This window comes from Pseudomonadota bacterium (genome assembly GCA_036141575.1).
Taxonomy (GTDB): Bacteria; Pseudomonadota; Alphaproteobacteria; order UBA2136; family JAPKEQ01; genus JAPKEQ01.
The window spans coordinates 43,354-68,439 of record JAYZXF010000006.1; the positions used below are offsets into that span (position 1 = coordinate 43,354).

Below are 25,086 nucleotides of genomic sequence, written 5' to 3' on the forward strand. Positions count from 1 at the left end.
CAACATGCAAAATCCAAATACTGAGTTTGAACTTTCACAAGAAGATTTTGAGTTCCTAAGAGACCATATTACAAAGCTCACAGGCATTCAGCTTCCTGATCATAAAAAAGCCCTCATGTACACGCGCCTTGCGCGCCGTTTACGTGCGCTAGAAATTGATTCATTCAAAGAGTACCGCACGATGCTGGATAGACAGATTGGCATGGGCGATAACGAAGAGCTTTTAAACGTTGTAAATGCTATGACAACTAACGTAACAGCGTTTTTTAGAGAAGAGCATCACTTTAAAGATCTTACAGAGCACCTGCCAAGACTTATTGAGCGCTTTGGCCGTGTGCGTATTTGGTCCAGCGCCTCATCTACAGGTGAAGAACCATGGAGCATTGCCATGACCGTTGCTGAATATAAAGAGCAGCACCCCATGGCTGATATTAAAATTGTAGCAAGCGACATTGACACCAATGCAGTTGAAAACTGTAAAAAGGGTGAATATGAAATGTCAGAAGAAGACTTTAAAAAGCATAAGCTTCTTAAAAAATACATGGAAGAATACGAGCAAGCAGAGCCTTCTATTTCTGTGCGTAGCGGCTTTAAAAAGGCCTACCGTATCAAGCCAGAACTCAAACGTCTTGTAGATTTTAGAAACATCAACCTTCTACATGCACCTTACGCTTTGCCGTTTGACCAACTACATGTCATCTTCTGCCGTAACGTCATTATCTACTTCGGCAAAGAAACAAAGATTGAGCTCTTTAAACAGTTTTCAAACCTGCTGCAGCCAGAAGGCCTGATGATGATTGGCCACAGTGAAAGCCTCATGGGTATTAGTGATGACTACGAACTGCTCGGCAGAACACTTTACAAGAGGAAGGGTGCATGAGCGAAGCGTCTTTCCATAAAAGCACCTGCAAAACCTATTTTGATAGCTACCTCAAAGCAGAAGCCATCAAAATTCTACCGGGTGAATACCACGCTACAAACGGCGATGAGATGATCGTGACTACACTAGGGTCATGCATTAGCGCCTGCATTCGTGATACCCGCACAGGCATTGGCGGCATGAACCACTTTATGCTTCCACAGAGTGATGGTGGTGAATGGGCTGGTGCCAGCGCCTCTTCTCGCTACGGTAACTTTGCCATGGAGTATCTCATTAACGAAATGCTCAAAATGGGTGCGTCAAAAATCTTTATGGAAGCTAAAATTTTTGGTGGTGGCCAAATGTTTGGTGAAACGCAGCTCAACGTGGGCCGACGTAACGAAAACTTTGCTCTCGAATACCTTAAAACAGAGGGCATCCGTGTTGCTGCACATGATGTTGGCGGCGCCTATTCTAGGAAAGTTTACTTCCAGCCAAGTACAGGGAAAGTCATGTTGAAAAAGCTGACTGTTCTTAAGAACGATACCATTCTTAAACGTGAAAAAGAGTACGAGCAAACGCTCGCAACAGACAAAATTGATGGGGATATTGAACTGTTTTAATGGGTTCATAGGGGACATATGACAACAGATAAAATTAAAGCACTCGTCGTTGATGATTCACTCAGTATTCGCCTGCTTATTAAAGGCATGCTTGAGAAATCAGGTCGCGTTAAAGTGGTTGCCACAGCAGAAGATGGCCGCGACGCACTACAAAAAATTAAAGAGCATCAACCTGATGTGATTACGCTGGATGTTGAAATGCCTGAAATGGATGGCATTGAATGCTTGAAACGCATTATGGCACTCCGTCCAACACCTGTGGTGATGATCTCTACCCTCACGGAAAGAGGCAGTCGCACAGCACTCAAAGCGCTTGCCCTTGGTGCCATCGATGTATTTGGTAAGCCAAGTCAAAAATCAGCTGAAATTGCACAATACCAAGACGATATCATTCGTATGGTTGAGGCTGCTGCACACGCTCGCGTACAAGGCTATGCGCCGAGACCTGCTCTTAAAAACAAACCGCCCCTTCATAAGCCTGTTCATGACGAAGGCATGACAAAAAACATTCTTATTGATGATTTCATGACACCTGTAAGAAAAAGTAGAGAGATGGGTCCATGCATAGCCATTGGTGCTTCAACGGGCGGCACAGAGGCACTTAAAACATTTGTGGAACCTCTTAAAGCACCCTGCCCGCCTATTTTTGTTGTTCAGCATATTGCTGCAGGGTTTAGCCAAGCCTTTGCAGAAAGCCTGAATAAAAAAACTGATCTTACCGTAGTTGAAGCTAAAAACGGTATGACTGTTGAAGACAACCATATTTATATTGCGCCTGCGACACATCACCTCACAGTTCGTGGCGTTGGTAGCCTCGTGCGTTGTAACGTGATTGAAGGCCCACGTATTAACCGTCATAAACCATCTGTAGATGTTCTATTCAGATCCGTACATGAAGTGTACGGCACAGGTGCTGTAGGTGTTGTACTCACCGGCATGGGTGATGACGGCGCACGAGGCTTGAAAGAATTAAAAGATATGGGTGCCACAACGTACGCACAAGACGAAGCGTCTAGCACAGTTTACGGCATGCCTCGCGCTGCAAAAGACATGGATGCAGCCTCACATATTTTACCACTTAAAGACATTCCACATCATATTCAAAAGAAGGGAAAATAAGACATGAATGTTATTGAAAACGGTGATAACACAACGAGTGTAATCCTAGATGAGAGTTTTGACTTTGAATCTCATAAAGCATTTAGAGATATGATTAAAAGCATTATTACAAAGCGCCCAGAGCACCTGATTATTGACTTTGGTAAGGTTGAGTACATTGACTCATCTGCCCTTGGTATGCTGATGCTTGCACGCCAAGAAGCCAGCACAATTGATTGCAAAATGAAGCTTGTAAATGTTGAAGACGGCCACACGCTGAACGTTCTTAAGCTTGTAAAGTTTGACACTCTATTTGATATCGAAACAAAGGCGTAACCCACACCTATGGATTTAAACCATCTTCACTTTGACAGAAGCGTCCCACGCGCTGAACGTAAACCTTTCTACACACATATGACAGAAGGGTTCGGTGCACCAGAGAAAAGTATTCTCGTGACGAAGGAACTCCAGAAGAATCAGCTCTTCTTCACACCGCTCTACCACATCTACCTAATTGGAGATGATCTGAATGGTTTGATTGATCACCTTAAGGAGATTCCCGATCCTGAAGATGGCACAATCCTAACGATTATTGCCACAAGTGCATCGCTGCATAAAGCAGGCCTGCCAGAGCATATTGAGCTCTATCTTAAGCAACAAGAATACCTTGATCATGCACATGCCCATACGTTTAAACTTGCCTTGCAAGAAAGCGTTATGAATGCCATTGAACATGGTAATCTTGGCCTTTCAGAGAAAAAGAAAGAGTTTTCTCAAAAGTCAGATGGCCTCATCCAGTTCCATAAGCATGTGGAATCTCTCCTGAAAGAGGAAGAGCATGCCAACACACGTGTCATTGTGCGCGTTCATATGCAAGATGGACTCCTCTCTACAAGTATTGAAGACTTTGGTGAAGGCTTTGATTACCGAAGCGTTATGAAGGACTCTAAAAAACAAGCAAAAGATGATTCTACTGCAGGCTCTGGCCGTGGGATTGATATCATGCTCCGCAGTACAATTCACTTTGGATTTGACCAAGGTGGTCGGCGCGTTAAGTTTGCTGTCCCAGCTCTAAACAGACCTGAAATTAGTAAACACCTGCGTCCAATTTCAACAGAAGAAATTAAAAATACGTCTAAAATTCTTCTGGTAGATGACCAAGAAATTAACGTCACGCAGATGAAAGAGTTTCTGATCCGTGATGGTTACAAACATATCTTTACAGCTGAAAATGGTATTGAGGCCGTTAAGGTGGCTGTAAACCAGCAACCAGACATTATCCTTATGGATATTATTATGCCTGAGATGGATGGTTTTGAAGCTTGTAAGCGTCTTAAAATTGCAGAGGCTACAGCAGATATTCCTGTTCTGTTCCTGTCTGGTCTTACAGATAGTGGTAACCGCGCACAGGGTTATACCCTTGGTGCCGTTGACTATATTAACAAGCCCATTGACCGCGACGAGTTTCTTGCGCGTACGCTTGTACACCTTCAAAACGGTTTGCAACGTCGCATGATGCGTTCTTACTCTGAGTATATTCGTAACGAGCTTCAAAAAGCACGTCTTTTCCAAAAGTCTCTGCTGCCTGATGATCAGCAGATTAAACGCATGATTGATACGCATAAAACCTACATTGAAATGGCAATGATCTCTTGTGATGAGCTGGCTGGTGACTACATTTCTGCCTATGAAATTGATGATGAGCACCTTGCTGTCATCATGGCAGACTTCACAGGACACGGCCTAAGCGCCGCCCTCCATACCATTTGGTTAGACGCAATTCTCAAAGAGCTTCAATCTTCTGCACATGACCCTGTTAAACTGATGAGTGATTTGAATGATAACCTCTTCAACGTACTCGCTGTTGAACAGTTTGCAACATGTTTCTACGGTGTTTTAAACACCAAGACCGGTGACTTTAAGTACATTAGTGCCGGCGCACCTGAAGTGCTACACTTTGACTCTAAAGGCGCTCTGCAAAAACCACTCAAAGCCGCCGGCCTTCCCCTTGGTATTATCCCAAGTAAAGATCTTGGCCTTGAGATGGAAACCATCACCCTACACAGCTGTGATTCACTCATGCTCTATAGTGACGCGTTGGTTGAAACAACGCACCGCGGTAAAAACATGTGGGATAAGTCTTATATTACAGGCCTAGCAGGACGCATTCTTTCAGAAGAACAACCACTGCTTCATGGTATCAGAAAAGCCTTCTACCGTAGCGCTGATCTCCCGCTTCGCGACGATTTAAGCCTGATGACAATTGAATGGCAGCCTGAAAAGTAAGGCCTTTAGCCAAACACTCTCTTCCATAGTTTCTCAATGTCGTGCGTCACCAAAATGAGGCACGGCACAAGGAAGAGAATCACAACTGTCGCAAACAAAATCCCCATCGCAAGAGATGTTACCATCGGGATCAGGAATTTCGCCTGCATGCTTTTCTCCATAAGAACAGGAAGTAGGCCGAGGCATGTACTGAAAGTTGTGAGTAGAATTGGTCTGAAACGTCTCTGAACGGCTCTGAGAGAACTTTCAAGCATATCCACACCACTTCGTGCATGTGTGTTGAGATAATCCACCAGAACCACGCTATCGTTTACCACAACTCCGCTCAGTGCCACCATACCAAACAGTGAAATAAAGCTTAAATCTTGTCCGAGAATATAGTGACCAAGAATAGCTCCCGCTAACCCAAACGGAATAGCCGTCATAATAATAAATGGCTGTACATAACTTCGCAGCTGTGCACCAAGCAGTACAAAGATAAGAAGTAATGCCACGAGCATGTTACGCCCAAGGCTGGCAAGGTCTTCACTTTGCTCACGGCTCTCCCCTTCAAAGGAGAACTGAAGCCCTTGGTAGGTATCTTGCAGCGTTGGCAGAATATCCATTTGCAGCTTCGCCATAATATCTGTTGGTGTTGTCTTTTCAATGTCTGCATCTGCTGTCACGCTCACAATACGGCGCGTATTATAGGTTTCAATTTGTGAGAACCCAGTTTGCGTTTCAATATCCGCCACATCAGCCAAAGGCACTTGGCGTCCATCAGGGAGTTTAATTTTAAGGCTACGCAGAGACTGTCTATCACGACGGTCTTCTTTCGGGTAGCGTACATACACAACCACTTCATTACGGCCACGCTGCAAACGTTGCGCTTCAAGGCCAAAGTATGCTGCACGCAATTGTGAACCAAGCTCAGATGGCGTGAGACCAACGGCACGACCTGCATCATTCAGCTTAAACAGATACTCTGTCTTACCCACATCAAAACTATCTTTCACGTTCACGGCACCGTCTACCGTTTGCATGTAAGCCTTTAGTTTTTCTGCCGCCTCACTCAACATGTCCTCATCACGGTGAGAGAGCCATACTTCTACATCTGGCTCATCACCAATAATAGAACTTCTAAAGTCGAGAGATTCAACACCTGTGAGATGGTCAAGTTTATCACGAATCATATTTCCGATACTTGATGCAGGAAGCTCTCTAAAGTCAGATGGCACAAGCTGTACAATCACCTGTCCGAGGTTATTAGCAGAGCCACCACCAGTCCCTGCATCAGGGCCAGCTGTTTCTGCTGTTGTTGCACCAATTGTTACAGAAAGGTTATCGTAAATACTGCCACCTGTACGTTTTTGGTCTAATTCATCACGCACTTCAATCGCTGCTTTTTCAACTTCCAGCGTCGCATGTTCTGTGAGTTTAAACGGTGTTCCTTGCGGCATTGTCACTGTAATCTTAATTTGGTCGCCTTCAACATTCGGGAAGAACACAAAACGGATCACGCCACCTTGCACCATAGAGACAATAATAATTGCTGCCGCCACAAAGAACGTCAGCGTTGCATAGCGATATACCAGAAGCTTTTTACCAACTGGAGTCAGAATGTAATCAATAAACCAGCCGAGCATCTTAGAAAATCCATTACGGATATCCTTCATAATACCAAGGCTCCACGTTGTACCACTTGAAAGGTGAGCAGGTAGAATAAAGTACGCTTCAAGAAGTGAGATAAAGAGAATAGGAATCACCACTGCAGGAATCACCGCAATAATTTGCCCTAGCGTACCTGTACTAAACATAAGCGGTGCAAATGCACAAATGGTTGTGAGTACCCCCACCGTTACAGGCGCGAGAACGCGACGCACACCAATAATAGTCGACTGTGGATCTTTCGGGCGTTTTTCCTGAGAGTCAAAAATACTCTCACCCATAATAATGCCATCATCGACAACCACCCCAAGCACAACAATGAGTGCAAAGAGTGTAATCATATTCATGCTGTAACCCATGAAGTGGATCAACATCAAACCACCAAAGAATGAAATTGGAATCGCAGCACTTGTCCAGAAAGCCAGTTTCAGATCTAGGAAGAGAAGAAGGATCAAGAAGACCAACATAAATCCAAGAATACCATTACGGGCCATAAGGCTGATACGGTCTTTCAAAGCAACTGTTTCATCACTTTGAAGTGAAAGCGTTACACCTTTTGGAAGCTCTACAGTTTCAAGGTATGTTTTAATGTCAGAGGCAACAGTTAGCGTGTCTGCGCTATCTGCACGTTGCACATCAATAAAACCTGCTGCTTCGCCGTTAAAACGGCTAATCAAATTGGTATCTGTAAAGTCATCAACAATGCGCGCAACATCACCCAGAGTCAGCACTGAACCATCAGGCAGAGTCTTAATCGCGACGCTTTTAAACTCATCTTCTACGTAACGTTTTTCCTGAACACGAAGTAAAATATCCTCTGATGCAGTTTGCATTTGTCCTGCTGGCACATCTACCGAGTAAGCCTGAACAGCCGCACGTACATCGGCCAAAGACAGGTCGTAATAATCCAACTGCGCTTGCGGCACTTCAATAGAAATTTCATAGTCTCTCACCCCACGAATTACCGTGACAGCCACACCCGGAATTTGGCGAATATTTTCTTCAATACTCTCCACCCAGAACTTCAACGTCTTCTCATCCACATCGCCATGCACAGCAAGAGACATCACGTTTGGTGTTGCACGTGCCTTAGTAATAATGGGGCGCTCTGCATCCTCAGGCGGAAAATCAACAAGACTGTTTACCGCGGTTTCTACATCGTTATACACATCATCAGGATTCACAAAATCTGTGAGCTGCACCATGATTGTGCCATGCCCTTCCGAGGCTGTTGCCGTAATACGTTTTACGCCATTAATGCCAGAAAGAGACTCTTCCACACGACTGGTTACACCTTCCGCCACTTCATATGGCGTTGCACCTGGGTAAGGCACACTTACTGTAATCAGTTTCGGGTCAATACTTGGAAACGTTTCTGTACGCATGTTCATCAAACTGACAAACCCACCAAGAATAAACAAAAGCATCAAAATATTGGCAGCGACATGGTTATGTAAAAACCAATCAATTAGACCTGTTTTATGGCGATGCGGCGTTGGTGCAGAATGGAACATTGAGGTAACTACCCTTCCCCATTCAAGCGTTCAACTGTCATGCCATCAATGGCACCAGACAGACGACTTTTCACAACTGTAAGAGCACCGCCACGGCTACGAATCGCCACGTGATCTTTATTGCGGTAAATAATCTCAGGCACAAATGAAGACACCGTATTATCTGTATTATACACCCACACTTTACCATCTGATTGGAGCGCACTCACTGGAAGTTTAAGGACGTCTTGCTCTACAGGCCCCTTAAGGAAAACCTTAGCCAACTGCCCTGGATACAGATAAGATTCACGCTCTTTAAAGTCAAAGTACACAGGTGTAAAACGTGTTGTACTTTCTGCAAACACATCCCCTTGGCGCAAGATGACTGGCACGCGGTGCATGCTCCCGAGATACTCAACTTCAATTTCAGCTTCAGCCTTCTCACTTGAGATCATCCAGTCTAGCTGTTCAGCATCCAACGTAACACGGGTTTGTAGTTTTTCAGCGTTGTAAGCTGTGCCGTATGACTGGCCTGCTTGTAGATACTGCCCTTCAATCACGCGGCTTTCAACAACCACACCATCAAACGGAAACAAGAAAGAGGTTCTCACCAAATCTCTCTTTGCGTTTTCAAGTGCTGCGCGTGCAGATGTAACAGCAGCTTCAGCTTGCCTCAGCTGAGGGGCGCGAGACACAAGCTCAGGAATCTCTTTTGAGCCGTGTAAGACTTTCCATTCTTTCACTGCAGCCGAGGACTCAGCGCGCTCAAGAGCTAGGGCTGTTTTAGCTTGCGCAAGCTCGCTATCACGCTGCGCGACAAGGAGCTCATAATCGCTGGTATCAATTTGGAATAGTGGCTGGCCAGCCTTAAAGTTTGCACCACTTCTTGCTGAAGCATTTACTTTCACAACACGGCCGCTTACTTCTGGCGTGAGCTGAAGTTCGCTCGGTGCTTCAACAAGGCCCGGCACAGAAAATTCTACATGGTAAGGTGCAGGTGAAACATTCATCACATCCACAATTGTGCGCTTACTTTCAGCCTTCTTCACTTGCGGAAGGGCTTTGTTTGTTTTCAAAGCATTTGAGGCCATGAATGACCCCACAATGAACGCAATAATCAAAATAAGCTGCAAGAGTCCTTTTGCGACATCCTTGCTTGAATGGGCACCGTTATCCTTGTCCATTACTATCCTTTCTCATCAACTTAACGAGGAACATATCCTCGGCTGGATCTGTTTCTGCAGGCTCTTCTGGCTGTTCTGGCTCTGCAAACCAATCACCACCAAGAGCAAGATAAAGCTCAATACGCTTTTGCCACTGTTCGCTCACAAGCGTGACATAACGTTGCTCTGTCCCAAGGCGGCTTTGCTGAATATCTAGATATGTTTTCAGAGGAATCATACCCTGTGTGTAACGTGTGTAGTAAATCTCTTCGCTGGCACGCATCGCTTCAAGAGAGGCTTTCAGAGCAGTACGTTCTTTGCGCAGAGCCTCTTCAGCCATTAGCGCTGTTTCAACTTCTTTCAGAGCTGTGAGGACTGTTTCCGTGTAAGCGTAAACAAGTTCCTCTGTTTGGGCTTTACGCAGGCGAATTTGCGCACGCAGACGGCCACCTTCAAACAGTTTTTGTGTAATACCTGCAGCAATAGAGCCAGCAACCTGCTCAGAACGGAACAGTCGCGAAAACTCTGTTGCTGTAAAACCAAGGCTTCCACTCACTGTCAGATCTGGGTAAAGATCTGCTACTGCCACACCAATGTTTGCGTTTGAGGCTTTCAAGCGCAGTTCTGAGGCTTTCAAGTCTGGACGACGGTCAAGCAGTGATGCTGGAGAGTCCATCGCAAAAAGTTCAGGCTCAGCATCAAAATCAAAGGTAATATTTTCAGCCATAGATGTGCCAATCTTCTGACCGAGCAGTACATCGTAAGAGAATAGCAAGGTCTTCAAAGCACGTTCTGCGCTTTGGAAGTTTGCTTTTGCTGTGCTCATCGCTTCTTCAGCCAGAAGTACATCACCAGAAGTTACACCGTTTGCACCAGACTCGTAACGCTGTTTAAGCAGCATGTGTGTACGTTCACGATTTTTAAAGGCATCTTCAGCCAAGAAAGTTTGTTTCTTTTGAGCTGCAATTTGAATACGTAAAGAAATAAGCTCTGCAATAAGGCTATGCGTGACCGCTTCTGCATCAAACTTTGACGCCTTAAACGAGGCGCGTGAAGATTCATAAGTACGGCGTACTTTACCAAATACATCCAACTGCCAAGAGAGTGCGCCTGTTGCACTAAAACTGTTGCTATAAGTGCGGCTGCCTGTGCCTGTTGGTGTACCCGAACGGCTGGCATCGCCTGTGGCGCTAAAGCTTGGAAGGAACCCTGCCAGGCTACTTCTTAAATTTTCTTCTGATTGCAGCACACGTGCGCCAGCTTGCTTCACGTCAAGGTTTTGCTTCAGCAAAGTCTCAACAGAGACGTTCAGCGCATCGTCCTCAAAGCCATGCCACCATAGGCCCATGCTTTGTGTTTCTGCTACATTTTCAGAGGCATTCAAAAAAGAAGATGTAGTAAGATTATCTGTATTTGGACGTACAAAATCAGGCCCTACAGAGCAGGCCGTAAGCATTACCGTAGAGGCAATAAGAACTGTGTTTAATTTCAGCACGTATTCTTTTCTTCTTTTTCGCCCGTTTAGACAGCCCTAACGGTAGCACAAAACGTGCCATTTAGGCGACCTTTGTTTCATGAAAATGGAAAGATTTTTTAAGGCTAATGTGCCTTGCGCATGCGGTGCACAATTTCTAGAGTTTTACTGTAAATGTGCTCTAGCTCTTTCATGTGACCATTTTCTTCAAAATCACCCGGTTTCATTTCAGCATTTGCACAAATTTCAGCAAGCGCATTCGCACCAATATTCCAAGAAGAGCCCTTAAGTTTATGAGCCGCAACAATCCATTCTTTTGAACCAATAGGCTCTGTTCTCATTTGTTCTAAGCTTTCTGCAAGCGTACTCTCATAAGCAACAAGAATCATCTTCTGGAGCTCTTCATCACCCATCGTAATATCCTCAAATCTCTCTAAGCTAAATAAATCTGGCATTTTTTCTTCTTTTTCTACTTTTCCTTTAATATCCTCATGAGGCATATCATGCATTTCATCTCTTTCCCAAGCTTCAATAGCCTGCAACACTGTTTCCGATGTCACAGGCTTAGTTAGAAATCCATTCATGCCTACCTCAAGACAACGTTCTTTATCTGTTTTAGAGGCATTTGCCGTAAGGGCAATCACATGCAATGGATCTTTCACCAATGTATTGGCTTCATGTTCTCTCAAAATACGTGTGGCTGTCAAACCGTCCATCACAGGCATCTGCATATCCATAAGCACAAGATCAAAGTCACCACTATCAATCATAGTGAGAGCCTCTTTACCATTGCCTGCAATTTCAACACTGCACCCAAAACCTGTAATAATTTTCTCTGCCACTTTTTGGTTTACAACATCATCTTCTACCACAAGCACACGGTAGTCTCGGCGCATACTATCCTTACTTTCACTTACTTTACCTGTTTTAAGTTTTTGACTGGTAATAAAGCCTTTATGCCCCTCTTTAAAGAGCTTAAGAACTTTATGAATATCACCATCTTTAAACGGCTTAGAAAGAAGACTGCTAAACCCTGCATCCTCAAATGTTTTATAATCTCCACGCAACGAAATCGGTACGAGCGCAAGAGAAGAAACATGCTGGCAGCATCTCTTTTTAATTTTCATAAGCTTCTTCAAATCACTCTGAATATCATCACTCACAAAGAACTCACGAATAATAGCATCGTAATTATCATCAGGAAGAGTTTCTGCTTCCTCAATAGTTGGCATAGACACAAAATCAACGCCCCAATATTCCATATATTCTTTTAGGAGATGGGTCGTTGTTGGCTTATGGCTAATAGATAGAACGCGCATACCTTCCAAGCTGCCCTTCATCTCATCCACGTCTTCTTCACCCTTAGCAACCTCAACAGTAAACCAGAAGGTAGATCCTTCTCCAAGCAGGCTGCTCACCCCAATATCACCGTTCATAATTTCAGAAAGCTGCTTACAAATTGCAAGACCAAGACCTGTTCCGCCAAACTTTCTTGTTGTGCTTTCATCTGCTTGGGTAAAACGCCCAAAGACATCAGAAAGACGATCTTTTGGAATACCGATTCCGGTATCCTCCACCTCAAATTTCAAGAGGGATTTTTCACCAGTAATATGTGCGTATTCCTGCACATTAATGAGAATATGTCCCGTATCCGTAAACTTAATGGCGTTGTTCACAAGGTTAGTCAGGATCTGCTTGATGCGCCCCGGATCGGCCATAATATGGCGCGGTGTCCCTGGCTTAAAGCGTACAGCAAGGTCAACCCCTTTCTCTTCTGCAGAGGCCGCAAAGATATCAGCCACATCATCTACAAGATCACTCAAACAAAACCGCACAGGTTCAAGTGTCAGAGCACCTGCTTCAATTTTTGAGAAATCAAGAATATCATTAATGACACTTTGCAAAGATTCAGCCGATTTTTTAATCGTGCAAGCAAACTCTTCCTGCTCAGATTCCAGCTCACATTGCAGCAGCAGATCAGTCATACCAATAACACCATTCATCGGTGTTCTCAGTTCATGACTCATATTGGCAAGGAACTGTGATTTTGCATCACTCTTTCTACGCTCACTCTCCGCTTGCTTCTCTGCTGAAATATCACGGATCATGGCTGTATAGCTTTCACGTCCTTCAAAGTAGATACGCGAAATACTCAGCTCAATTGGAATGCTTTGCCCGTCATCCGTCAGAACTTCATACTCCTTACGGGCAGAGCCTGTCTCTTGCACATAGTTCTTAATGCTGAAGTTTTTATGACCGGTTACACGCAAAATATCAGGAATCATTTCCTGAATGGTTTTGCTCAACACGTTTGATTCCTTCTCCTTAAAAATAAGAAGAGCAGACTTATTACAAGATGAAATTTCCCCACCAGCCTGCAGGGTCATAATTCCGTCAGCAGCATATTCAATAACCGCCTGATACTCAGCACGGCTCCTCTCTACCCGACGACTTGAAATTTCCAAACTATGCAGGGCCTGATCTTTTAAGGCCTCAGATTCTAAAATAGCGCGCTGCCATTTTCGTAAAATAAACCAACCAACAAGCCAGCCCAATGACACAATCAACAATATCCCACCAGCGAGAATAATTTTACGAATAAGACTCTCTTGCAAGGCCTGTACTTCTTGCGTAACAAGCTCATCCACCCCCTCACTAATCATCCTTAAGTTTTCATCAAGGATTTCGGAATATGTCTGATGTTCATAACCAATAAGCATATCAAGGGCCTCTTCGGTATAGTCAGCATCCCTTAAAAGAAAAGCTGAGTGATGAATATCCATAATACGGTCATGGGCCGCGTTGATTTTTTCAGCATATAAACCAATCACGCGAGGCGCCCTTACCTCTAACTTTTCAAAAACTTCCTCCATTTTCACACGGTACATCGCATAGGCATCTTGCCATTTATTTTCACCTGTAAGCACATGCATTTGCGCTGCATTATTCATCAAACCATTGTAATAGAGAATCTGCACTTCAATAGCTTTTGTCTCTAAAAGCACAGCCTGTTTTTCTTTGTAGGTTTGATAAGCGTCAAAAATGGTAAAGAGGACGGCTGCGAGAGAAATTAAACTCAAAGCAATAACAGCAGCGAGAAGATACAGAGGACCACTCTGAGTCGTTCTATATTCTTGATTCCTATTCTCCACGGGTCGTCCTGTTTTCTTTCTAACCTCTTGCCAGAAGTTTGAAGATATGGGTTAATATTAACCTTATGTTTTTTAATAATAATAAAGACTTTTAAAATGCTATCCAAACATATTCTATTCCCGACATTTGTATTTGCATCAGCCTTTTTCTTTTTGAATCAAGCTGTTGCAGAATCTCCTGTCAGTTTTTCAAATGAATCACACGTCCAGGGTGTGTCTGACAAAGAAGTGATCATTGGTATGTCTAACGCCCTTTCAGGGCCAGCACAGGATTTAGGAACCAACCTTAAATTGGGAGCAGAAATTTACTTTGATAAAGTCAATAAAGCTGGCGGCGTACATGGCCGCCAAATCAAGCTGATTAGCTACGACGACGGTTATGAACCTGTACGTACAATTACAAATACTAAAAAACTACTAGAAGACGATGTGTTTGCACTCTTTGGCTATGTTGGGACACCGACTTCTAAAGTCGCAGTACCCATTGCGGTACGCGCAGATATCCCATATCTCTTCCCGTTCACAGGCGCAGAATTCCTGAGAAAGCCTGTTACAAAGAATGTCTTTAACTTGCGTGCAAGCTATTTTAATGAAACAGCCTTTCTCGTGAACCACCTGGTTCATGATCGCAATGTAAAAAGAGTTGCCCTCTTTATTCAAGATGACGGATATGGCGCAGCAGGGCGTGCAGGTGTTCAACGTGCCCTTGAAAACTACGGTCAAGAGGTTGTTGCAGTCGGCAAGTACACACGTAACACAGTTGATATTGATAAAGCCTATGCCAAAGTATGGGATGCAAACCCTGATGCAGTGATTATGGTTGGTGCATATCAGCCCTGTGCAGAGTTTGTCAAAAAATCAAAACGCGAAGGCAAACAAGCTGCCATTCTGAACATCTCATTTGTAGGAACAAACTCTTTTATTAAAGAAGCTGGCCCTGCTGGTGAAGGCTCATACATCTCCCAAGTGGTTCCGCATCCAATTAGCTCCAACTTAGATGTTGTCCGTACTTACCGTAATGATTTTGTAAATACAGGCCATGCAGAGTCTATTAACTTTGGTACACTTGAAGGTTATTTAAATGCCATAACTTTTGTAAAGGCATTAGAAGAAGCTGGAAAAAAGCTCTCTAGAAAAAAATTTATAGAAACAATGGAGTCCTTGAAGTTTAATGAAGGCGGCCTTCCTATTTCATTCACTCCAGAACAACACCAAGGCTTAAAACGAGTTTATCTCACAAAGATTGTTAACGGTAAAGCCGTTGAAATCGAGCATGTAAGCCCGAACGGCCTAAAAACCTTTGGACATTGAACATCTCACCATAAAAAAGAGTTCCTTTGGGACTCTTTTTAAATGCATCTATCCAAGCTTAAAATATTTTATAAACTCAGCTAAAATCTCTGACTCCATAGACTCAAATTGTGCATCTTCAGGAACATTCCCTTTGTCACATTCTCTATAAAACTCATTGCGTATCGCCACATCAAAGGTACCCAACTCACAGCCTATTTTTTCTAAAGGATTACCTAAAGTTTGTAGACCTGAAATAATAAAAGTACTTAACCAACTGGCGATATCCTCATGTGCCACAAAGAACTTCTGTTCCAAATCTAACACGTGAATAACATGATCATTAAACGCATCAAGTTCATCATACACTTTCTGCCAAACAGGGTCTGAATGCTCATATACCTTAATCTCACCACCCCATACCTTTGTATGTGTTTTTGAGATATTTTGAGGTTTTTCTTCTGTGAATTCTGGAATATGCTCTTTATGAACAATATGCCCATCTATTTTCCATGTGTTATCTATATTGATATCTTCATCCGTGTACGGAATACCAAAGTAGTTATAATACTCTTCTAGAAGCAGATAAAACGTTCTCGTCATCTCCCCTTCAGGGTATGGCGTAAAAAGAGCTTTCTTTTTTGCTAAGCGATATAAAGCGTCTTCTACGTGGTGTATTTTAATGCCAATATCATCCGCATATTCAAGTTCTTCTAATGGTTCTAGTATAGCATGAGAGAGCTTGTCTGATGTCAGATTCAACCAGCCAGAAAGGTTAAATTTAGTAATAATATGTTCTGCGAAATCTAACTCTGTTTTATTTAGGTACGGGAATTTCATGAATTCATAAACATTTCAAGCGTTGGTGGTTTTTCAAACGTAAGCACATCAAGATTATTAATCATCTCTGCTGTGATACCAACCTGCTTTGTATAAACTGTATCAACACCACCAAAAAGAGCCTCTTCCATATTAAGGTTTAACTCCTTGCAAGCTGAAATAACAGATTGTTCCGATGGCCCTTCAACCTCAATAAAAGGTGTAAGCCCTGGCCATGTATCGATCATTACTTCAATGCTATCTTTGTGCCATATTTCTCGTTTTGTTTCTTGGAAAGCCACACCATAAAAACCCGACATTTCTAGAACTTTCACCCCTTCATCAAAATTGTTAATGATAACTTCAGCCTCATTCACACCGCTCAGGTCATTATCTTTTACAATTTCTTTGATGGTCAGCGTAATTTGATTCCCCTCATCACGCACCCGTGCCCATTTGTTTTTATTGCCTTCAACATGAAACGCTTTACGCGTCATTAGTATTTCAGGAGATGCACATGTATAGCCGTGAGAATCAAGAAGCTCCCTAGCTGATTCTAATGTAAATCCAGTAAACTTTGCTTCAAACTCTTTCACACTCAAACTCCCTCTTACGTTTAATCTAAACCTATCACACACTTCGTCAAACAAAAAGCCCCCGACTGGGGGCTTTTCATTCGCTTTACTGAAATTCTTTAGGCACATTAGCTTTAATTTGCTCAAGAGCTTTTTCCTTAGTCCACACTTCTGGTTTGTTGCCTTTTGTAAACCAAGTTGCACCGCTCTCTAGCCATTCATTACGGATAGCCACAATCTGCTGTGGAGAGGTACTACCATCAGGCTCATACTCGTTGTTGAGCTCTACCCCACAGCAGTCGCATATTTCATAGCGGCACTCCACCAAAGGAATTCTCCAGTCAAAACCACAAATAAGACACCTTGTATGTTTTTGGTTTAACTTAGTTAGCATAAAAACTCCTTTAGCGAGGCGGGAATACTTTTTCCCAGTTATTCCTTAAAGCAAGTATAAAGCGCTTATACAAAGATGGGGGATATTCCCATTTGTACTCGTACAAGCCCTCCATAAACTCTTTAAAGCTATCTGCAACCAGAATCATATTACTCATATCAGGCTCTTCACCTGCATCAGCTTCTTCTTCATGGTCCCAGAACCAGACTTCGCCCAGCTGTTCAGGCGCCAAGCCTAAAAGCAAGCAATTGCCGCCCGAGTCTTCACCAATTGGTAGAAAGTTTGAAGGAATTCTATTAGATAAAGTACTCAGATTCCATTCTAGTGTGCGTGAAGCATTATCGACACTAGAAATTAAAGAGAAGAACATCAGCAACTCTGATCCATTCTCCGATCCCTTGAAGTTAAAGTTACTCCATTCATCCTTTGGGCTTGCACCGTTAGATGACAGAATGAAATCACGATAATCTTCAGCGTGAATATGACCCACTTTACTTTCTAGGCGCTCTAGCGCTGTTTCTAGCTCTTCTCTTTCAGGTAAACTGATACCATCAAAGTCAAGCTTTTCTAGCATGGTTTTAGTTTCCATATTTCCGCCCATTCCTTTGTTGATACTTAGCAACCCCACCAGTATGTCTAACATTACGATGCAAGTCCCTCGGAATTAATTCCATGCGACTTTCTCGTTGATGGTGATGCCAAGTCAAACGAGACGTCACCGCCTTGGCTCGTGGCAGAGGTTTGGCACAAACTCCACCCTACCTTCTTTCTGATGGTGCCATGTTTAGTAAAACCTAACACATGTACCCCCAAACAAAAAGCCCCCAACTTGGGGGCTTTTCATTCGCTTTACTGAAACTCTTTAGGCACGTTAGCTTTAATTTGCTCAAGAGCTTTTTCCTTAGTCCACCCTACCGGCTGGTGTTCTGAGTAGTCCCATTGACCATCTTTCTTATTCAACCAGTAGTGCCGATATTCTACAACCTCTGCTATGGATGGAGCTACAACAGGATAAGTATAACCAACCTGCGCACCACAGCAATGACAGATACTCTGCCAAGCATCTGTTGTAAGTTCATCGTGCATATTATTGCCGCATACTAAGCAATGGCTTCCTAAAGGTGTTTGTTCTAAGTCATCTTCATAAAACTCTTTATTGCCTTCGAATGCCATAGAAATACTCTTTAGGGCTTGCATAATTTTCAGCCTTATACCCATACGGGTTTTTTGTAGACCGTGGACCAACTTTAAAAAAAGTTTGGATTTCACCATGTTTTGATATGACTCCATATAGCTTAGTTTTAGGGTTGTAGCGCACAACATCGCCATTATACTCTCTAATACGAGTCAATGTACCACGTGGAGGTGAGTTTAAAAAGCGCTTTGCCGCATTGTGATATGCATCAGCACTAGATACATCACCAACCCTTTTACCATGTTTTGCATAATGGTCATTCAGGCTCTTTTCTGAAGTCGATCGCAAAGGGTTTCCCTTATTAGCACGCCAACTGTCACCTGCCTTCACAGCATTAGGACCAGTTGTGTTTGCAGTCACACGTCGTGCCTTGGCATCATGCCTTGCAACACGAAGGGCTTTTGCAGGCCTTGCCACCACACCAGAACGAGAAAATGCCCTGAGGCCTTTTTTCATAGAGGGCAGTACCTTTTTGCCCCAAACCAATAAACGAGACGTGACCGCCTTGGTTTTTGGGAGAGGTCTGGCGCCTTTAGCTGTACCCTTGGGTGGTTTCCCAAAAATACGGAAGCGTGCCTCCGTTGGCTGCAAGGTCGTGGCACTCGGCGTATAAGCCTCTTGGTACATCTGAGCAGACACAGGTACAAGAGTTGCACTGTATGCATTCAAACGCGCATCTTCATCTAGAGCACTTTCTTCCAAAACAGGTTGCTCTTGCGTATAAGGCAAGCGCTTTTCTGGTGGAATGTAGGGCTCTATGCTTTTGTAGAACACCAGATAGAAAAGTAGGTTCACAATAAGGACGAGAAGAAGAAACAGCGGGTACAAGGCAAAGCGAGTAAAGAACAAGCTTACAAATACACCAACAATCAGCAGGCCAAGAAGCTCTTCTTGCCAAAGCTCAAGTTGAATGGGCAGCGTAAACTGCATCCAAACAGAAGCAACAGCACAGCCGATAGAGACAAGCCCCATCAGCCTGCCGCCTATGTGCTTAAGCAGATAGTCTAGGCCTTGTGCAAGTTTATAAGACAGATAGATGCCTCCTGCTGCAACCGCACCCGCAATAACAGCACTTAAAGCAAGGTCTAAGAATGGGATAATAAACACCCATGCAAAGAAGCTGACAACAAAGAGAACCAGTTGAGCGACTTCAAATACAGCCAAGGCTGCATAAAGGCTTGCAAGAGCGCCGATGATAAAGAAGCACACGCAGAGTACATTATTGGCAAAAGGCCGCACGTACTCATCTGCTTCTTGTTGAAGGGTATGAATCATGTCCGTAGACATTTTGATTCCTCCTTTAGAAAAAAGTGAAGAAGAGCGGCAGGGCCACTCTTCTGATGAAGGGTTAAGACGGTTCTTCTCGACTGGGGTTCACCCCGAAAACCGAAAGAAGAATAAACAAAGCCGGAAGCATATCGCAGGCCAGAGCAAAGGCCCAACCAATACGAATTTCCGATGCATATGTGTACACCGCAGTGGTCACATGAATGGCATCAAACTCTGGGAAAGTTGGCACAGGACGTTCATCCAGTAGCGCAAGCTCTTCCAATAAGTCTTGCTTAATGCTCCGTACCGTCGTAGTTAAGGTTTCTATACCTTCTTTTTGACGTTTGGCAATCTCAGGGTTAGAGCTTAGCCTTGTACCAGCGAAACTGAACAATTCTAAGTTTTCCACAAAACCGCCTAGCATATTGCTTGCATTTTGGCTCAGCAGTGCTGATGTTTCAGCCTGAAGAACGCTAATCTGCTGCACAAAGTGTCGTTCTCGTGCTTTCACACTTTCAAACGACTGCTGGCTTAGGTCTTTGCTCATTTGCTCCAGAAGAGCGCCTAAAGCGCTGGATCAATGAATATATAAGTACATATATTTACATTTTCAATGTTTAGTTTCTCATTTTTTGCCACTTAGACGAGTGACTGTCCTCATTAAATCCATTAAGATAAGCCAGAGAACATAAGGATACGTGATGGAAAGACGTAAAAACAATCAGCCAACAGACTCTGAACTCTATAAAGAGTTCAAGACAGGCAAACGCATAAAGCACGAACGTCGCTCAGATGAGCTCTCTCGCCTGCAAGAAATCCACTCACAAAAAGTACTCTGGTGGAAAGTTATCACGGCTTGCTTTGCACTTAATACAGTCTTTATCATTCTTGCAATATTAGGAACTATGGGATCATGAAGCTTATACACAAGCAGACCGCTGGTTGGATTCAAGCTGCTGTAGCCGTTTTTATTTTTATGGGGATCTCCAATGTATTTGGTCGCTATGGCGCACATATTTACAAAATACAGCCTGTCATCTTCTCATGTGCAGCATTTGCAAGTTGCGCATTATCTCTTTTATTTTTTGCAGGAAAAGGGCCTCTGGGTAAAGAAACCATGAGAAGTTTAGATACTTGGGCATATGGAATGGTCCTCATGCTTAACTATATCTTAGGTATCCATTTATTTATGTACGTTTCATCAACAGAAGGCACAATGCTTCAAAAGCTAAGCGTGTTCTTTGGTGTTATTGGGAGTTGGTTTTTCCTTATGAGAAAACCCGATACATACCAATTCTTAGGAACCCTACTGACTGTACTGGGTGTTATTATCGTTTGTTTAGGCATCCAAGAAAACCAAGGCATTGTCCTTACACTTGCCATTCTCTTTGCAATGCTACAGTCCTTACGCATGTTTATTGCTGAGCTTCACCGCCCCCATGCCGTTGCCATGAAAACGCAGAAATCGATCAAAGATAGAGCACGTGTTGTCGGGTTTGTCATGTTTACCATGAGCTGTATTTTCACAACTTTTGCTCTATTTATTGCCAGCATGCAGTCTCTTTCTGATACACCGTTTGTTTCAGGCCTTCCACTACTCACTGATTTTTGGCATACGCCAAGTCTTATTATGGGTCTTATTGCCGGCATTTTTATTATTGCCCCGCTTCGCATGTTGGAGTTTTCAAGCACGAACCTTATCAAAGCAGAAAACTTTGCTACAGTCGCAGCATTTAGCGTTATTGCAACCCTCTTTTGGGAATGGGCGACGTCTCCTCTTACAGGACTATCTATTAAAACAGTCTCTTCTTTAGATATTCTTGCTGGAGGACTCATTACACTCGGTGCTTTAACCATTGCCCTGACAAGGCCCCTTATTCATAAAAAGAAGCAAGCCAATGTACACATACAAGCATCTCCTCAAAACCCGCAAGCTGTAGAAGACAGTCGAGATATCCTTGCAGAGACACTAGAGCACTTTTCAGGTAACATTAAAAAATCATCTGATGCTTTAGGGCTTCCTCAATACGCAGTTAAAACTCTCATGGGAGATAATATGAGAAAGCTTGCGTTCGTGAACCTTGGTGATGTTCAGAGAATGTTTAGACAAAACGTTGCAGGTCAAGACGCCCTCACAGGCCTTCTCAACAGAAATGCATTTAAAAGGCTCTCAACAGAGCTCTTAGGCACATCCAAGAGCTGCACACTCCTCTATATTGATCTTGATAAGTTCAAACCGATTAACGATACGTACGGCCATGATGCTGGTGATGCTATACTTATTGAAGCAGCAAACCGTATGAAGAAACAACTTCCTGAAGGTTCGCTTGTTTGTCGTATGGGTGGTGATGAGTTTTGCGCTCTGCTCCCTCTTAAAGCAACAAAAGCCAAACATATCACACCCCTCCTAAAAGCAATTCAGGCTCCTATCACGGTTCAAGGTGTTTCTGATGAGTTAACCATTGGAGCTTCTATTGGTATCGCACATTATCCTAAAGACGGTGAAACTCTAGAAGAGCTTATCTCACATGCGGATGAAGGTATGTACGGAGTAAAGCATTCAAGAGAATCTTAATGACATTATTTTGTAAAATTTGTTGGTACAAATTCTGACCAATGTTGGTACTACCAACAAATGTACCAACAATTTTTCTGATTAGCCCTGAATAGCCACGAATAGCAACAAACAAGCACATCAAACAAAGCAATTGATTTAATTAACCTTTTCAGTCAACAATGAACAAATATGAATAGGGGAGAATTGTTAAATGGCTGGTGGTAGCATCATTACCAGAAGCATAAACAACTGATCAAAAACAAATTATTCAATCATAAAAATTAAGATGCCCCCAATTGTGCCCCCAAAGTTATTTTTACCTATCAGATTTATCTTGATACATATGCTTATCAGCATGAGAGAGTAACTCTTCTGCTGACTGCGCATCACTTGGGTAGTGGGCATGCCCAACAGATGCTGTCACCTGCAAAGGTTCATCAATACCTACAACATGAATATGTTCTGCTATCACATTCTTAATGTGCTCCATCACATTCTCAGCGGCTTCTGTAAACTTATAAAAGAATAGACTAAACTCATCACCACCTAGCCTTGTCATTTCTGCTTCATGACCATAGTTCTCACGTAAACGCTCACCAATCTTACTCAAAATGGCGTCGCCTGTTGCATGGCCGTGAGTATCGTTAATCGGCTTAAACTTATTCAAGTCGATGAAAAACAACATACCATCACCTGACTTTTCCATACGCTTATTAAGCTTAGTTAAATAGTTCAGCCTATTTTGAAGCCCTGTTACAGGGTCTCTGTTTATAACATTCTGTGTATAGTTCTCTTTAATCTTTTCATAAGTCGCTTCTTTATACACTCTCGTCCCATCCTTAATGTTCTTGAGCGTTGTTACTTTGATCCCAAGAGCTTCGGCTGCCAGAACTTCATTTTTCTCAAAGTGTATCAGAGATGCTCCAACATGGTCTTTGGCTGCATCTATTAAAGCTTTCTGCTTCGCTGGAATTTTAGCCACTTTTTTAGCCTGCCTAAAATGTCCGAATGTTGAGAGAATGGCCCCAGAGAAGATTAAACCTCCTGAAAGGAGCAGATGCCAACTCAGGTCTAAGGATGTCTCTAGAATCCCAAACTTTTCTAAAGCTTTCTCTAGCATAAATGTAATTAAAGGAACAAAAGCCGTAAGCACTAAGAATAACTCACTCTTTAAGAAGCGAGCGGCAACAAAATAGTTATAGATAGTCATAGCCTCAATAGTGACCCCAAACAGGAACCCTAGAAGGATAATATTCAAGTTAAAGAAATCATCAAACTCAGGCATAAACGCTACAGGTATATCGTAGTTAAATACTTCTTCATACAAAGCAAAACCAAATACAAAGAATAGAAAGGCTACGGTTGTTACGAAATTGACATATGCAGTCACACGAACCCTTTCCCTAAAAGAGCCCGCCTCATTATTGGTTTCATGAGTTTCTGCCGTAAAGGTTCTAGCTGTAAGAAGTAAAATATTGAGAGCTAAAAGACCAATAACAGCATGAATAGAGCCTGTATCCATATAATAGAATGCCACACCGCACCCAGCGAACACGAGAAGGGCTGCGGGGATATCTTCCCTCCTAGGTACACGATTGAAGTAGAACAGACCAATCATCAAAGCAAATACAAAGTTAAGTCGAGCAATCAAAGTTGCCTCTGTGGCACTGACATACGACACAAGACAAATATAAACCACATTCTGCAGAAGGGTTAAAAGACTGTACAAGATAGTTTTGGGTTTCTTAAGTGTCGCAATACCTAGAGGTCCAGAACCTGCAATCATAAACAGAGAAAAGCTAGCACCTACAAATAGAAATGAAACCAATACAACAGGGTGCATTTCTGCAGATGTTGAAACCTTTGCAAAAACATTAAAAATTGCCCACGAAAAAACTGTAAGCAGAGCTGCTCTTAAACCTATTTTATGCATTTATGATGCCCTCCTTAATCAAGGCACCAATTAGGAAAAACAAAAAGATTAAAAAAGAGAATGAGAAACAAAAGTAATAAACTCCTACCTCTAGCTTATCACTATAACGCCTTGCGGAACTTATCCTCTTATTCTTCCCCTTATAAGGTTGCTTTCTTTTACGCCTATCTTCCATACGCCTTTCTACAGGCTTTGCACTGACTGGATCAAATTTATAGGGCGTCCAGTTATAAATTCCATCACGACGCTCAATGCCATCCCATATACCACCCGTATAGTTACGGTACTCCTTTGGCGTCATATGTTTAAGATCAACTTTATCCCCATGGTTACGCAAACTAACTCGCTCACGCCCTTGGCGCTCAGCACTATCATCATATCTCATATTTGAAGAAGAATTTTTCATGCTAAAAAGCATAATCTCTGAAAAACAAAGAGTCCAGTGGATTTCACTGGACTCTATTGTATCAAATCTTGGCTGGGGTGGTAGGATTCGAACCTACGCATGACGATACCAAAAACCGTTGCCTTACCGCTTGGCTACACCCCAGCAGGTGCTGTAAGCTTGGGTAAATTACCGCCAGATGATCGGTTTGTCAACTCTGTTTATCATGAAAAAACACAAAAGCCAGCGATATTCTCACTGGCTTTTGAATTTCGCTTATTCTGAGACCTCTGAGACGTCATAGAGCACGCTCCAGACCTCACCTTTGGCAAATAAAAGATACCGAACAGGAAAGCGTAAACCGTCCCCTATTTCTACCTGAGCACTAAAATCCTCAAGAGATTCAACGGTTGCTGCTGAACAGCGTCCAGTAAGCCCTTTGCTCATGTTTTCTTTTGGTTCGATCCTGAGCTTATCACAGCGTAAAGTTTTACGATCATAGTGACCTGTCTTTGGATTGTGCGTCAGCTTATTTTGAAAGCGATTCCCCTTCAAAATAGCGATTGGAAAGTCACGATAGCAAGACTCTAAAGCAAGAATCTTCGCCTCAACAGTTTCTCCAATTTGTTCAGAATCCGTACAGTCTAGAATGGTTGCCTGAACCATGACCCCTTCTACCTTTTCAGGGTCAAGTATCACAACAGCAGATGCTATTGCTCCGGTCGCATGTATATTTTCACAAATCCCCCGAACGGTCGTTCCATCCGCAAGCGTGAACGTCTTTCGTCTAAAGGATGGCATAAGGCCACCTCCTATAGCGGGAAAAAGGTTTAGATTTCTAAGTATTAGAACCAATACGCCTTGCAGGAGAACT

General features: G+C 43.1%; 22 protein-coding genes and 1 tRNA gene. 8 read left to right on the forward strand and 15 right to left on the reverse strand.

All coding sequences use genetic code 11. The features are described 5' to 3' along the window. Nucleotides 1-4 precede the first annotated feature (4 nt). From VX730_03280 to VX730_03300, 5 genes are read left to right on the forward strand one after another with little or no spacing between them, the layout of a single operon-like run. Nucleotides 5-880, forward strand: coding sequence for a protein-glutamate O-methyltransferase CheR (locus VX730_03280; protein ID MEC9291403.1), 876 nt, complete (start codon nucleotides 5-7; stop codon nucleotides 878-880). Further along, complete coding sequence (gene cheD / locus VX730_03285) at nucleotides 877-1,482, forward strand: chemoreceptor glutamine deamidase CheD (GenBank protein ID MEC9291404.1); 606 nt, start codon at nucleotides 877-879, stop codon at nucleotides 1,480-1,482. Before VX730_03280 ends, cheD begins: the two co-directional genes overlap by 4 nt. Before the next feature lie 18 nt (nucleotides 1,483-1,500). Then, nucleotides 1,501-2,601, forward strand: coding sequence for a chemotaxis response regulator protein-glutamate methylesterase (locus tag VX730_03290; GenBank protein MEC9291405.1), 1,101 nt, complete (start codon nucleotides 1,501-1,503; stop codon nucleotides 2,599-2,601). Between the two features lie 3 nt (nucleotides 2,602-2,604). Next, the gene (locus VX730_03295) at nucleotides 2,605-2,916 is read left to right on the forward strand and encodes an STAS domain-containing protein (protein ID MEC9291406.1); all 312 of its coding nucleotides are present in this window, start codon (nucleotides 2,605-2,607) and stop codon (nucleotides 2,914-2,916) included. A gap of 9 nt (nucleotides 2,917-2,925) precedes the next feature. After that, entirely contained in the window at nucleotides 2,926-4,866 is a 1,941-nt protein-coding gene (locus VX730_03300) for a SpoIIE family protein phosphatase (protein MEC9291407.1), read from the forward strand. Between the two features lie 5 nt (nucleotides 4,867-4,871). Here VX730_03300 and VX730_03305 read toward each other — a convergent pair whose 3' ends face one another. From VX730_03305 to VX730_03320, 4 genes are all read right to left on the reverse strand, one after another. Next, entirely contained in the window at nucleotides 4,872-8,027 is a 3,156-nt protein-coding gene (locus VX730_03305) for an efflux RND transporter permease subunit (protein ID MEC9291408.1), read from the reverse strand. An 8-nt stretch (nucleotides 8,028-8,035) separates the two neighbouring features. Further along, the gene (locus VX730_03310) at nucleotides 8,036-9,190 is read right to left on the reverse strand and encodes an efflux RND transporter periplasmic adaptor subunit (GenBank protein MEC9291409.1); all 1,155 of its coding nucleotides are present in this window, start codon (nucleotides 9,188-9,190) and stop codon (nucleotides 8,036-8,038) included. Then, nucleotides 9,177-10,664, reverse strand: coding sequence for an efflux transporter outer membrane subunit (locus VX730_03315; GenBank protein ID MEC9291410.1), 1,488 nt, complete (start codon nucleotides 10,662-10,664; stop codon nucleotides 9,177-9,179). Before VX730_03315 ends, VX730_03310 begins: the two co-directional genes overlap by 14 nt. Before the next feature lie 104 nt (nucleotides 10,665-10,768). Next, nucleotides 10,769-13,723 (reverse strand): ATP-binding protein, encoded by a 2,955-nt coding sequence (locus VX730_03320; protein ID MEC9291411.1) that lies wholly within the window; start codon nucleotides 13,721-13,723, stop codon nucleotides 10,769-10,771. Between the two features lie 168 nt (nucleotides 13,724-13,891). On the opposite strand from VX730_03320, the gene VX730_03325 reads away from it, so the two are divergent. Next, complete coding sequence (locus VX730_03325) at nucleotides 13,892-15,106, forward strand: ABC transporter substrate-binding protein (protein MEC9291412.1); 1,215 nt, start codon at nucleotides 13,892-13,894, stop codon at nucleotides 15,104-15,106. A gap of 48 nt (nucleotides 15,107-15,154) precedes the next feature. Here VX730_03325 and VX730_03330 read toward each other — a convergent pair whose 3' ends face one another. The 7 genes from VX730_03330 to VX730_03360 form a co-directional block, all read right to left on the reverse strand. After that, nucleotides 15,155-15,925, reverse strand: coding sequence for a hypothetical protein (locus VX730_03330; GenBank protein ID MEC9291413.1), 771 nt, complete (start codon nucleotides 15,923-15,925; stop codon nucleotides 15,155-15,157). Further along, nucleotides 15,922-16,500 (reverse strand): CYTH domain-containing protein, encoded by a 579-nt coding sequence (locus VX730_03335; GenBank protein MEC9291414.1) that lies wholly within the window; start codon nucleotides 16,498-16,500, stop codon nucleotides 15,922-15,924. The genes VX730_03330 and VX730_03335 overlap by 4 nt, the downstream gene beginning before the upstream one ends. 85 nt (nucleotides 16,501-16,585) lie before the next feature. After that, nucleotides 16,586-16,873 carry a hypothetical protein gene (locus VX730_03340; protein MEC9291415.1) on the reverse strand — a complete coding sequence of 96 codons (288 nt, stop codon included), beginning with the start codon at nucleotides 16,871-16,873 and terminating at the stop codon, nucleotides 16,586-16,588. A 10-nt stretch (nucleotides 16,874-16,883) separates the two neighbouring features. Continuing rightward, complete coding sequence (locus tag VX730_03345; protein ID MEC9291416.1) at nucleotides 16,884-17,462, reverse strand: SMI1/KNR4 family protein; 579 nt, start codon at nucleotides 17,460-17,462, stop codon at nucleotides 16,884-16,886. 260 nt (nucleotides 17,463-17,722) lie between these two features. Continuing rightward, the gene (locus VX730_03350; protein ID MEC9291417.1) at nucleotides 17,723-18,046 is read right to left on the reverse strand and encodes a hypothetical protein; all 324 of its coding nucleotides are present in this window, start codon (nucleotides 18,044-18,046) and stop codon (nucleotides 17,723-17,725) included. Further along, complete coding sequence (locus VX730_03355; protein MEC9291418.1) at nucleotides 18,027-19,355, reverse strand: hypothetical protein; 1,329 nt, start codon at nucleotides 19,353-19,355, stop codon at nucleotides 18,027-18,029. Before VX730_03355 ends, VX730_03350 begins: the two co-directional genes overlap by 20 nt. Before the next feature lie 61 nt (nucleotides 19,356-19,416). Beyond that, nucleotides 19,417-19,884, reverse strand: a complete 468-nt coding sequence (locus VX730_03360; protein MEC9291419.1) for a hypothetical protein — start codon at nucleotides 19,882-19,884, stop codon at nucleotides 19,417-19,419. A 154-nt stretch (nucleotides 19,885-20,038) separates the two neighbouring features. Here VX730_03360 and VX730_03365 point away from each other — a divergent pair, with 154 nt between their 5' ends. Both VX730_03365 and VX730_03370 read left to right on the forward strand, forming a co-directional pair. Continuing rightward, complete coding sequence (locus tag VX730_03365; GenBank protein MEC9291420.1) at nucleotides 20,039-20,254, forward strand: hypothetical protein; 216 nt, start codon at nucleotides 20,039-20,041, stop codon at nucleotides 20,252-20,254. After that, complete coding sequence (locus VX730_03370) at nucleotides 20,251-21,912, forward strand: diguanylate cyclase (protein ID MEC9291421.1); 1,662 nt, start codon at nucleotides 20,251-20,253, stop codon at nucleotides 21,910-21,912. Before VX730_03365 ends, VX730_03370 begins: the two co-directional genes overlap by 4 nt. A 298-nt stretch (nucleotides 21,913-22,210) precedes the next feature. Here VX730_03370 and VX730_03375 read toward each other — a convergent pair whose 3' ends face one another. The 4 genes from VX730_03375 to VX730_03390 all read right to left on the reverse strand — a co-directional run bounded on the left by VX730_03375 (nucleotide 22,211) and on the right by VX730_03390 (nucleotide 25,013). After that, complete coding sequence (locus tag VX730_03375) at nucleotides 22,211-23,827, reverse strand: diguanylate cyclase (GenBank protein ID MEC9291422.1); 1,617 nt, start codon at nucleotides 23,825-23,827, stop codon at nucleotides 22,211-22,213. Then, on the reverse strand, nucleotides 23,820-24,233 hold the full coding sequence (locus VX730_03380; GenBank protein ID MEC9291423.1) for a hypothetical protein: 414 nt from the start codon (nucleotides 24,231-24,233) through the stop codon (nucleotides 23,820-23,822). The genes VX730_03375 and VX730_03380 overlap by 8 nt, the downstream gene beginning before the upstream one ends. Nucleotides 24,234-24,302: 69 nt before the next feature. Further along, a tRNA-Gln gene (locus tag VX730_03385) sits at nucleotides 24,303-24,377 on the reverse strand. A 111-nt stretch (nucleotides 24,378-24,488) separates the two neighbouring features. After that, entirely contained in the window at nucleotides 24,489-25,013 is a 525-nt protein-coding gene (locus tag VX730_03390) for a hypothetical protein (GenBank protein MEC9291424.1), read from the reverse strand. Between the last annotated feature and the right edge of the window lie 73 nt (nucleotides 25,014-25,086).